Origin of the sequence: Hydrogenophaga sp., assembly GCF_018780075.1 — a bacterium.
Taxonomy (GTDB): domain Bacteria; phylum Pseudomonadota; class Gammaproteobacteria; order Burkholderiales; family Burkholderiaceae_C; genus Hydrogenophaga.
Genome location: NZ_JADMKB010000104.1, coordinates 1 through 10,246, shown reverse-complemented (window position 1 = coordinate 10,246; position 10,246 = coordinate 1). Strand labels below are relative to the sequence as shown.

Sequence of the window (10,246 nt, the reverse complement as noted above, 5' to 3'; positions counted from 1 at the left end):
GGCGCGGGGGGAGCCCATCAAGCCGGCACGGTGTAGTTCGCCTGCGTCAGGTGGTCGACACCACAAGACAGATCGCCGATCCAGCCCAGGAACTCGGGAATGGCGTCGCCCACCAGGGGCGCGCCGTGCTGCGGCACGATCATCTCGATCGGCAGCTGGCGCACCATGTGGGCCCACAGGCGCAACACCTTCTGCGAGACCATGTAGCGTCGGTGAAACGCTTCCATGCGGGGCAGGTGGGGCGCCAGGCTCGTGATCCGCTGGCCCGCTTCGGCCGACGTGCCCAGCGAGACGCCCAGGTCACCCGAAAACAGAATGCGGCTGACCGGGTCCCAGAACTGGAAGTTGCCCTCCGAGTGCATGAAATGCGCGGGCAGCGCCACGATTTCGCTGCGCCCCAGCGGGATGCGCATGCCGGGGTCGGGAATGCCCACGATGCGCCCGGCCGTCTTGCCCGGCTTGCAGAAGTGCGGCGCAAAGCGCTCCCAGAGGCGCGAGATGTAGAGCGTGGCCTGGGTGCTGGTCATCCAGCGGTCGAGCGAGGCGATGATGTCCGGATCGGCGTGCGAGGCCAGGATCTCAGTGAGTTTGCTGGGCGGAAAGTAGCGGCCGATGGTGAGCAGCAGCTCGTTGTAGGCCATGTTGCCGCCCGGGTCGATGATCGCGCCCTGCTGCTCGTCGATCACGAGAAACTGGTTGGCTTGCACCGCTTCACCGCCCTCGTCGCTCAGGTGGGCGAACATCAGGCACACATGGCCATTCTTGTTGTACAGCTCGATGGCCATGAATATTTTCTCCAACGATGGGAATCGACCGGGGGTGCGGCACGGGGGCGCCTCTGACGGAAGACCTCAGGGTGGCCACTGTAGGAGCCCGACACGCGCTCCGACTTGAGCCACATCAATCCACCCCATCACCGGGCCTGAAACCGCCAGCAGGACAAGCCGGAACGTACGCGAAAAAACGACAGCTCGGCGGATCGCCGGGGCGTCACTCGCCCAGCGTCACCGGCCACGCGACCAACGGTCGGCCTTCCCCAATCAGGGCCTTGCCCCATGCCATTGGCCGGCGAAAAAAAGCCGGCCGCGAGGGGCCGGCTGTCGGGGTGTGCGGGGCGCGCTCAGGTGCGGCGCGCGAGCTCGGCGGCTTTGCCGGTGTAGCTGCCCGGCGTGAGCGCCAGCAGGCGGTCTTTTTCCGCCTGGGGAATCTCCAGGCTGTGGATCAGCGCGTGCAGCGCCTCGGCCGTCACGGTCTTGCCGCGCGTGACTTCCTTCAGCTTTTCGTAGGCACCTGCCACGCCGAAACGGCGCATCACGGTCTGGATCGGCTCGGCCAGCACTTCCCACGACGCGTCCAGGTCGGTGGCCAGCGCTTCTTCGTTCAGCTCCAGCTTGCCCAGGCCCACGCCCATCGAGTGGTAGGCCAGCACCGCGTAACCCAGCGCCACACCCATGTTGCGCAGCACGGTGGAGTCGGTCAGGTCGCGCTGCCAGCGGCTGATCGGCAGCTTTTCGGACAGGTGCCTGAGCAGCGCGTTGGCCAGGCCCAGGTTGCCTTCGGCGTTTTCAAAGTCGATCGGGTTGACCTTGTGCGGCATGGTCGAGGAACCGATCTCGCCCGCCTTCAGGCGCTGCTTGAAGTAGCCCACGCTCACATAGCCCCAGATGTCGCGCGCCAGGTCGATCAGGATGGTGTTGGTGCGCGCCACGGCGTCGAACAGCTCGGCCATGTAATCGTGCGGCTCGATCTGGATGGAATACGGCTGGAAGGTCAGGCCCAGGCCCAGCGGCTCGGGCGACTCGATGACCTTGCGGCTGAAGGCTTCCCAGTCGAAATCGGGCCAGGCCGAGAGGTGGGCGTTGTAGTTGCCCACGGCACCGTTCATCTTGCCCATGAGCTTGACGCTGGCGATCTTTTCGCGCGCGGCGGTCAGGCGCACCACCACGTTGGCGATTTCCTTGCCCACCGTGGTGGGGCTGGCGGTCTGGCCGTGGGTGCGGCTGAGCATGGGCACGTCGGCGTACCCGTGCGCCATGTCGCGCAGTTTGGCGATCACGCCGTCCAGCGCGGGCAGCAGCACGGCGTCGCGCCCGCCCTTGAGTTGCAGGGCGTGGCTGGTGTTGTTGATGTCTTCGCTGGTGCAGGCGAAGTGCACGAACTCAGCGGCCTTTTCCAGCTCGGGCCGGGCGTCGAACTTCGACTTGATCCAGTATTCCACGGCCTTCACGTCGTGGTTGGTGACCTTTTCGATGTCCTTGATGGCCAGGCCATCGGTTTCGCTGAAGTTCTTCACCAGACCCATCAGGTAGGTGCGGGCGCCGGGCGAGAGCGGCTTGAATTCGTCGAAACCGGCGTCGGACAGGGCGATGAACCAGGCAATTTCCACCTGCACGCGGCGGTGCATGTAGCCCTGCTCGCTCATGAACGGGCGCAGCGGCGCCAGGCGGCCGGCGTAGCGGCCGTCCAGCGGCGACAGGGCGGAAATGGGGGACAGGGTGCCTGGGGCAGGCGAAGCGGCGGGGGCGGGGGTGTTGGGGCGCATCCCTGGATTGTAGAAGGCGGGTCGGGCGCGCCCACCACTTCGGGCCTGTCAGCGCAAGCCAAGCGACGGCTGGCTAAAATGGCCGGCCCAGGGACCCCCAATCACACGCAATCCATGAAACTCATCGGCGCCATCACCAGCCCTTACGTGCGCAAAGTGCGCATCGTCATGGCCGAGAAGAAGCTGGACTACCAGTTCCTGCCGGAAGATGTGTGGTCGGCAGACACCAAGATCGTCACCTCCAACCCGCTCGGCAAGGTGCCCTGTCTGGTGATGGAGGGGGGGGAGGCGGTGTTCGACTCGCGCGTGATCGTGGAATACCTCGACACGCTGTCGCCGGTGGGCAAGCTGATCCCGGTGCAGGGCCGCGAGCGCGCCGAGGTCAAGACCTGGGAGGCGCTGGCCGACGGCGTGCTCGACGCGGCCATCCTGGCGCGCCTCGAATCGACCTGGGCGGGGCGCAGCGCCGAGCAGCGCTCGCAGGCCTGGATCGACCGCCAGATGGCCAAGATCGATGCCGCGCTCAAGGCCATGGGCCAGGGCCTGGGCGACAAGCCTTTCTGTTCGGGCATCCACCTGAGCCTGTCGGACATCGCGGTGGGCTGCGCCCTGGGTTACCTCGACTTCCGCTTTCCGCAGATCGACTGGCGCACCGCACACCCCAACCTGCTCAAGCTCAGCGACAAGCTGGCGCTGCGGCAGAGTTTCGCGGACACGAGGCCGGATTGAACCCCCTGCGCCGCGCCTGAGGGCGCGTCACCCCCCCAGGGGGCGGCACTGGCCGTCCGGCAAAGCCGGCCCGGCGGTGCCCTGGGCCAATTCCCCTTCTTGCGTGACCGCTCAGCGGTTCGCCTGGCGTTTCAGCCAGCGCATCAGCGCACCCAAGCCCGGCAACTTCTCGTACAGCTCTTCGGCCGCGTCCCAGTAGTCGCGGTGGTCGCTGATGCGGCCGTCGGCGGCCAGGGTGAGGTGTGAGCCGCCGCGGATCACCTGTTCGGTCACCGTGTCGAAGCGTTTGAAGCGGAAGCGGAATTCCCACACCAGAAAGGCCTGCGGGCCGTCCACGATCTGGTGGGTCACGACGAAGCGCGGTTCGTGCAGGGCCACGAACATGTGCTTGAAGATCAGGGTGATCGAGGGCATGCCACGGACCTCGTTGAAGGGGTCCTTGAAGCGCGCGTCGGCGGTGTAGAAGCGGCCCAGTTGCCCCAGGCTTTGCGGTGTCAGCGATTCGAACCAGGCGGTGAGGCTCGCGACGGCGGCGCGGCTGTCTTCGGTGTGCATGGCCGTTTATAGCCCGGTGAAGCGCCGCACGGCCGGGAAGTAGGCGCGGTAGGGCAGCAGGCGCAGCAGCTTCATCCAGCGGGTGAAGCGCTTGGGGTAGTGGATGTCGAAGTCGCCCGCGGCCCAGCCGTCGAGCATGGCCACCGCAGCCTGCTCGGGCGTGATCAGCGCGGGCATGGTGAAGCTGTTCTGCGCGGTCAGCGGCGTCTGCACGAAGCCCGGGTGCACCACGCTCACGCCCAGCCCCAGCGGTTCCAGGTCGAGGTACAGCGTCTCGGCCAGGTTGGTGAGCGCGGCCTTGGTGGGGCCGTAGGCCAGGCTCTTGGGCAGGCCGCGGAAACCCGCCACGCTGCTGATGAGGCTGAGGTGGCCGGCGCCGCGCGCGATGAAGGCGGGCAGCACTGCGTCGAGCACGTTCAGCGCGCCGGTGTAGTTGATCGCCAGGTGCTGGTTCATCTCGCCCAGGTCGAAATCGGTGGCGCGCATCTCGCGGTAATGGCCGGCGCAATAGACCACCAGGTCGAGCGGGCCTTGCGCCAGGATGGCGCGCGCGGTGGCGGCCACGGCGCTGGCGTCGGTCACGTCCAGCGGCCAGGCCTGCGCGGTGGGCGGCTCGCCGGTGCGGGTGTGTTGCGCCACCAGCCGCTCCAGCGCCGCCGCGCCGCGCGCCGACACCTGCACGCTGGCGCCGCGCGCGATCAGCGCCTCGGCCGTGGCCAGGCCGATGCCGCTGGACGCGCCCAACACCCAGACCCGTTGGCCGCGCCAGTCGGTGATCGGGGGGTTGAATGACCGCAGCATGTGCCAGCCGCGCCGCCGCTGCGCGGGACGGTCCGTGCGCGCGGGGCGGGGTTCAACAAAACTGCTGCGGGTGCTCATGGGTGTGGCCGGTAGGACAGGAGAAAAACAGGTGTTTGTCATGGCGCCGGAGCGCAACCCGCATCGCGCGAGGGAGCGGCAAGCCAAGGGCACCGCCGGGCCGGCTTTGCCGGACGGCCAGTGCCGCCCCCCTGGAGGGGGGTGACGCGAAGCGGCGCGGGGGGTGTTTCATCTCTTCACGAAGCTCAGCGTGACCTCGCCCAGGCGGATACCGAACTTGCTCATCGTGGCCTTGTTGAGCATCACGCGCTGGTCCATGAGGTACATCCAGTCGTCGAACTCGACGTTCACGATCGTGGCCCCCACGCTGGCCGCTTCGCGTGCTGCGCTGCCCCCCGAGGGGGCGCTCGCGACTTGGGGCGGCCCGGCGTCGCTCGTGCCGCCCACCGGCAGCGCCAGCGTGTAGCCCCAGCGGAAGCTGTTGCCCTGCGTCTCGCCCAGCGCGCTGCCCACCACATCGTCCGCCGTGCCGCTGTAGCGGCCGTTGCCCAGGTGTTTCAGGCGCCAGATGCGCTTTTGCGTCGTGCCGTCCGAGTACGTGAAGTCTTCGTCGAGCACCCCGTCTTCGCCGGTCCAGCTGCAGCGCATGACCACGGTGAAGCGCTTGACCACCGCGCCCGAGCGGTCGGTGAACACGCCGTAAGCGTCGAGCGTGCCGTTGAAGTACTGGCGCAGGTCAAGCGCGGGTTTCTGGCCGGCGAAATCGCTGATCTGGGGGCCGGCGCAGCCGGTGAGCACCAGCGCGCTGGCGGCGGCCCCGGCGGAGAGCAAGAGGCGTCGTTTCATGGGAGGGCTTTCAAGGGGGTGGACGCGGTGAGGGGTGGTGCCACCGGGCGGCGGATCACCAGCAGGTACAGGCCGGCGGCGGCCAGCAGCTTGAGTGCGCAGGGCAGCAGGCCGTAGGCCACGCTCAGGCTCTGCAGCGCGGCCCCGTCGCGTGCGCCGGGCGCGTAGCCGAACAGCGCGAGCAGCGGCAGCGCGAGGCCGGCGGCGAGCGCGAGGTTGAGCTTGGCGGCGAAGTTCCACCAGCCGAGGTAGGCGCCCTCGCGGCGGCCGCGCTCGCCCAGGTCGCCGAGCAGGCCGGTGAGCAGCGCGCCCGGCAGCGCGAGGTCGGTGCCCAGCGCGATGCCGGAGAGCGCGCAGATGATCAGAAAGGCGGTGCTGTCGCCGGTGCCCAGCGTGGTGGTCCAGACGAAGGCCGCGATCGACAGCGCCATGCCCGCGAGCCAGCTGCGCGCCAGCCCGATGCGGCCCACCAGGCGCAGCCACAGCGGCAGCGACAGCGCGGCGAACAGGAAGTAGAGGCCGAGGAACGCCGGCTCCAGCGCGGCGGGCGCCTGCAGCCGGTCCTGCACGAAGAACAGCACCAGCGTCGCCGGCACGGCGCTGGCGGTGCCGTTGACCACGAACACCAGCAGCAGCCGCACGAACGCGGGCTGGCGCAGCGGCGAGCGGCCATCGATCACCTCGCGGTGGACGGGGTCGCCGGCCCGCGGCACCACCGAGCGGCTCCAGGCCCACCAGCCCAGCGCGAGCAGCACGGCGAAGGCGCCGACGGTCGCGCCCAGGCCCAGCGTGCCGGGCAGCACCGCCGCGATCAGCACGCCGATCAGCGCCAGGCCCTCGCGCCAGGCCACCACGCGGCTGCGCTGCGGCTCGGTGCCCCCTAGCCGCGCGCCCCAGGCCTGGTGTGCCACGCTGGCGATGCTGTAGGCGGTGTAGGTCAGCGCCATCAGCCCACCGGCCCAGCTGAGCAGGACCGCGCTGCCGGCGGCGTGCACCGCCTCGGGCGGGAACATCAGGCCCCACAGGCCCAGCGCCAGCACGGCGGCGGCCAGCGCGCCCGCGCCCAGCACGGCGCGGTGCGAGCGCGCGAACAGGCGGTCCACCCAGCGGCCGATCCAGGGGTCGAGCACGGCGTCGAACAGGCGCGCGGCGAGCAGCACCGCGCCCAGCGCGGCCAGCGGTGCGGCGAAGCTGCGCGCGTAGTGGTTGGGCAGCACGACGTACAGGGGCAGCGCCACGAAGGCGAGCGGCAGGCCCAGCAGGCCGTAGCCCAGGCCCTGGCGCCAGGCGCCAGGCCCGATGAAGCGGGCCGCGGGGTCGGTGCCGTCCCGCGCGGCTTCGCTGGGTGTGCGGCTGCGCGGGCTGGCGTCGGACAGGGCGTTCATGGCGTGCGACCGGCCAGGCCCAGCAGCTGCTCGCGCATGCGCGGCTGCGAGGTCTGGGGCGAGAGCCAGATGCCGAAGAAACGGCGCGAAAACCCGGGGTCGCCGATGTCGCCGAGCAGGCGGCCATTGAGGTAGAAGCGCGCCGCCTGGCCGGGCTGGTGCAGGCCGGTGATGCGGTCGCCTTTCTGCACGTCGGGGAACAGGCGGGCCATGGCCTCCTGCCAGCGCGTGGCCTGTTCGGCGCTGAGGGGTTCGATGCCGCGCATCTCGCCGATGGAGCGCTCGGCGATGTCGGCGCCCTTGAACGTGCGCAGGTAGGCCAGCTCCAGCGCGAAGCGGTGGCGGTCAAACGCCGTCGCGCTGAAGCCGGGGTCGGCTCGGAGCTTGGCGTCGTACACGTCGAAGCCCCAGACCTTCAGCCGTGCCGCGCCCACGGGCTGGGTGTTCTCCAGCACGCTGTCCAGTGCGCTCTCGGGCGTGTTGGCCCGCGTGGCGAGCGGCAGCGTGGCGGCGAGCGCGGCAAGGCAGAGGCGGCGGCGTTGCGGCATGGCGGACCGATCAGCCCGGCTTGCGCAGCGTGAGCTGCACCACGTCGGTGTTGCCCTCTTCGAACGCGGCTTCGCAGTAGGCGAGGTAGAACTCCCAGATGCGCAGGAAGCGCTGGTCGAAGCCCAAGGCCGTCACCTGTTCCTGCCTGGCCAGGAAGTCGTCGCGCCAGAGCCGCAGCGTGCGCGCGTAGTCCAGGCCGAAGCAGAAGTTGTCTTCCACCTCCAGGCCCGCGAGTGCGGCCTGCGCGCGCAGCTCGCGCGGGCAGGGCAGGCAGCCACCGGGAAAGATGTACTGCTGGATGAAGTCGGTGCCCGCGATGTAGCGGTCGAACAGCGCGTCGTGAATCACGATGCTCTGGAGGCAGGCGCGGCCGCCCGGTTTGAGCAGGCGCTGCAGCGCGCTGAAATAGGTGGGCCAGTAGTCGCGGCCCACGGCCTCGACCATCTCGATGGAGCAGATGGCGTCGAAGGGTTGGTCTGCGATGTCGCGGTAGTCCTGCAGGCGCAGATCGGCGCGGTCCTGCACACCCAGCCGTTCCATGCGAGCTTGCGCAAACGCGAGCTGTTCGGTGGACAGCGTGACGCCGGTGACCGAAGCGCCGAACTCGGTGGTCGCCATCTCGGCCAGCGCGCCCCAGCCGCAGCCGATCTCCAGCACGCGGTCGCCGGGCTGGGTGTCCACCATGCGCAGGGCGCGCCGCACCTTGGCGTGCTGCGCCTCGACCATGGGCTGTTCCGGCGACTCGAACAGGGCCGACGAGTAGTTCATCGTCTGGTCCAGCCAGAGGCTGTAGAAGGCGTTGCCCAGGTCGTAGTGGGCGTGGATGTTTTTGCGGCTGTTGGCCTTGCTGTTGCGGTTGAGGCGGTGCTTCACCCAGTAGGCCAGGCGCCCGAACCACGAGCCGTAGATCACGTCCTCGATCTCGCGCCGGTTGGCGACGAACAGGCGCAGCAGCTCGGTGAGGTTGGGCGAGTGCCAGTCGCCCGCGATGTAGCTCTCGGCGAAGCCGATGTCGCCCGATTTCAGCGCCGCGCCGCACACGTTCCAGTTGTGCAGGCGCAGGCTCGCGTGCGGGCCGTCGGCGCTGCCGAAGCGCTGCACCGTGCCGTCGGGCAGTTGCAGCGAGAGGCTGCCGTGTCGCAGGCGCTGCAGCAGCTGCATCACGGTGCGCGCGGCGGCGGGGGCGTTGCGCGGCAGATCGAAACCGGCGCTGTGTGAGGGAGCGGTGGTGCTGTTCATGGTGGGGTGGCAGCGGTTCAGGGGGAGGAAGGGGCGTCGCCGGCGGTCACGAAGTCGCGCGGGGGCTCGGGCTGGCGGAACAACGGGGCGCGCTTGAGCCACAGCCGCAGCGCCTGCAGGTGGATGCGACCGATCACGCCCAAGGTCATGGCCGGGTGGCGCCACAGCGCGCGGCGGGTGCTCGCGGCGTCCAGCGCCTGCAGCTCGCCGCTCACGCTGGTGCGGATCAGCGCGGGCGCGCCGGCCTCGTCGTGGAAGTCGATGCGCGCGACCGTGCGGTCCTGGCCGCCGTGCGTCGTGCGCATGAAGACGAAGCGGTAGTGGCCGCGCACCGGGCAGAAGGGCGACACGTGGAACACCTTGTCGGCCGCCACCGGCACGCCGTAACGCGGCGCGTCGAGCAGGTAACAGTGGCGCTCGCCGAAGGTGTTGTTGACCTCGGCCAGCACCGCGCGCAGCGAGCCATCGGCCCGATGGCAGTACCAGAAGCTCACCGGCTTGAAGCTGTAGCCGAGCACGCGCGGGTAGGTGTGCAGCCAGACCTCGCCCTGTGCGTCGGTGATGCCGTGTTGCGCCAGCAGCTCGTCGATCCAGCCGAGCGAGTCGTCGCGCCCGTCGCCGTGGTCGCGGTCGTGGAAGGCCAGGGCCGCGCGGCGGTTGCGGGCCAGCGCGCCGTTGCCGTGGGCGCGCAGGCTGCGCAGCGGCAGCATCAGGAAGTAGGTCGGGTAGGCGAAGGCGTGCTCGCGCGGCCGCGTGCGGGTGTGGCGCACCTGGCCGAAGCCGATGAGGGCCGTGTCCGCCCCTGCGCCCGACGCCTGGACGTGGTTCACGCCACCACCCCGGGCCGCGCGGCCTGGCGCGGCACGAGTCCGTGCGCGTCGATCAGCAGGCGCGCGGCGTTCAGACCGGCTTTCAGGCCGTCTTCATGGAAACCGTAGCCCATCCAGGCGCCGGCAAACCAGGTGTGGCGCTGCCCCTGCAGCGCGGGCATCCGGCCCTGCGCGCGGATCGCGGCGAGATCGAACACCGGGTGCGCGTAGGCGTACTCGCCGATCACGGTGGCGGGATCGATGGCCTGCTGCGGGTTGAGCGAGACCACCACCGGCTGCGCCACCGGCAGCGGCTGCAGGCGGTTGATCAGGTAGTGCAGGCAGACCTGGGGCTCGCCCTGGGCGTGGCCGCTCGCGGCCTCATAGTTCCAGGCGGCCCAGGCCCGCTGGCTCTCGGGCAGCACCGAGGTGTCGGTGTGCAGCACGGCGCGGTTGGGCTGGTAGCGCACGGCGCCCAGCGCCTGGCGCTCGGCGTCGCTGGTACCCTCGCCGAGGATCGCCAGCGCCTGGTCGCTGTGGCAGGCCATGACGATGGCGTCGAAGTGCTCGACCCGGCCGTCGCTCACGACGCGCACGCCCTGCCCGTCGCGCAGCACCTGCTGCACCGGGGTGTTCAGGCGGCGGTCGGGGATGCGGGCGAGGATCTTGTCCACGTACTGCCGCGCGCCACCGGCCACCGTGTACCACTGCGGCCGGTTCGTGATCTGGATCAGGCCGTGGTTGTGGCAGAAGCGCACCATGGTCGCGACCGG

General features: G+C 69.9%; 11 protein-coding genes. 1 reads left to right on the top strand and 10 read right to left on the bottom strand.

The annotated features are described in order from the left end of the window. Positions 1-17: 17 nt before the first annotated feature. Together IV088_RS17200 and purB are read right to left on the bottom strand one after the other, a co-directional pair. The gene (locus IV088_RS17200) at positions 18-785 is read right to left on the bottom strand and encodes an MBL fold metallo-hydrolase (RefSeq protein WP_291104681.1); all 768 of its coding nucleotides are present in this window, start codon (positions 783-785) and stop codon (positions 18-20) included. Positions 786-1,120: 335 nt separating this feature from the next. Then, entirely contained in the window at positions 1,121-2,542 is a 1,422-nt protein-coding gene (purB, locus tag IV088_RS17195) for an adenylosuccinate lyase (RefSeq protein ID WP_291104679.1), read from the bottom strand. Between the two features lie 114 nt (positions 2,543-2,656). Between purB and IV088_RS17190 the strand changes: the two genes are divergently transcribed. Beyond that, positions 2,657-3,271: a glutathione S-transferase C-terminal domain-containing protein gene (locus tag IV088_RS17190; RefSeq protein ID WP_291104677.1), complete on the top strand. Its 615-nt coding sequence runs from the start codon at positions 2,657-2,659 to the stop codon at positions 3,269-3,271. 111 nt (positions 3,272-3,382) lie between these two features. On the opposite strand, the gene IV088_RS17185 is transcribed toward IV088_RS17190, so the two are convergent. From IV088_RS17185 to IV088_RS17150, 8 genes are all read right to left on the bottom strand, one after another. Beyond that, positions 3,383-3,826 carry a nuclear transport factor 2 family protein gene (locus tag IV088_RS17185; RefSeq protein WP_291104675.1) on the bottom strand — a complete coding sequence of 148 codons (444 nt, stop codon included), beginning with the start codon at positions 3,824-3,826 and terminating at the stop codon, positions 3,383-3,385. Positions 3,827-3,832: 6 nt separating this feature from the next. Further along, on the bottom strand, positions 3,833-4,627 hold the full coding sequence (locus tag IV088_RS17180; protein WP_291104683.1) for an SDR family oxidoreductase: 795 nt from the start codon (positions 4,625-4,627) through the stop codon (positions 3,833-3,835). A 246-nt stretch (positions 4,628-4,873) separates the two neighbouring features. After that, entirely contained in the window at positions 4,874-5,491 is a 618-nt protein-coding gene (locus tag IV088_RS17175; protein ID WP_291104672.1) for a DUF3833 domain-containing protein, read from the bottom strand. Continuing rightward, positions 5,488-6,876: an MFS transporter gene (locus tag IV088_RS17170; RefSeq protein ID WP_291104670.1), complete on the bottom strand. Its 1,389-nt coding sequence runs from the start codon at positions 6,874-6,876 to the stop codon at positions 5,488-5,490. Before IV088_RS17170 ends, IV088_RS17175 begins: the two co-directional genes overlap by 4 nt. Further along, the gene (locus tag IV088_RS17165; protein WP_291104668.1) at positions 6,873-7,424 is read right to left on the bottom strand and encodes a chalcone isomerase family protein; all 552 of its coding nucleotides are present in this window, start codon (positions 7,422-7,424) and stop codon (positions 6,873-6,875) included. Before IV088_RS17165 ends, IV088_RS17170 begins: the two co-directional genes overlap by 4 nt. Before the next feature lie 10 nt (positions 7,425-7,434). Continuing rightward, positions 7,435-8,664: a cyclopropane-fatty-acyl-phospholipid synthase family protein gene (locus IV088_RS17160; RefSeq protein WP_291104666.1), complete on the bottom strand. Its 1,230-nt coding sequence runs from the start codon at positions 8,662-8,664 to the stop codon at positions 7,435-7,437. Positions 8,665-8,681: 17 nt separating this feature from the next. Then, the gene (locus tag IV088_RS17155; protein WP_291104663.1) at positions 8,682-9,494 is read right to left on the bottom strand and encodes a DUF1365 domain-containing protein; all 813 of its coding nucleotides are present in this window, start codon (positions 9,492-9,494) and stop codon (positions 8,682-8,684) included. Further along, the coding region (locus tag IV088_RS17150; protein ID WP_291104660.1) for an FAD-dependent oxidoreductase at positions 9,491-10,246 on the bottom strand (756 nt) is incomplete at its 5' end. The genes IV088_RS17155 and IV088_RS17150, both read right to left, overlap by 4 nt.

Bases quoted from the DNA above. Each gene is read 5' to 3' on its own strand.
- IV088_RS17200 (WP_291104681.1), bottom strand. From the start codon at position 785: ATGGCCATCGAGCTGTACAACAAGAATGGCCATGTGTGCCTGATGTTC.
- purB (WP_291104679.1), bottom strand. From the start codon at position 2,542: ATGCGCCCCAACACCCCCGCCCCCGCCGCTTCGCCTGCCCCAGGCACC.
- IV088_RS17190 (WP_291104677.1), top strand. From the start codon at position 2,657: ATGAAACTCATCGGCGCCATCACCAGCCCTTACGTGCGCAAAGTGCGC.
- IV088_RS17185 (WP_291104675.1), bottom strand. From the start codon at position 3,826: ATGCACACCGAAGACAGCCGCGCCGCCGTCGCGAGCCTCACCGCCTGG.
- IV088_RS17180 (WP_291104683.1), bottom strand. From the start codon at position 4,627: ATGCTGCGGTCATTCAACCCCCCGATCACCGACTGGCGCGGCCAACGG.
- IV088_RS17175 (WP_291104672.1), bottom strand. From the start codon at position 5,491: ATGAAACGACGCCTCTTGCTCTCCGCCGGGGCCGCCGCCAGCGCGCTG.
- IV088_RS17170 (WP_291104670.1), bottom strand. From the start codon at position 6,876: ATGAACGCCCTGTCCGACGCCAGCCCGCGCAGCCGCACACCCAGCGAA.
- IV088_RS17165 (WP_291104668.1), bottom strand. From the start codon at position 7,424: ATGCCGCAACGCCGCCGCCTCTGCCTTGCCGCGCTCGCCGCCACGCTG.
- IV088_RS17160 (WP_291104666.1), bottom strand. From the start codon at position 8,664: ATGAACAGCACCACCGCTCCCTCACACAGCGCCGGTTTCGATCTGCCG.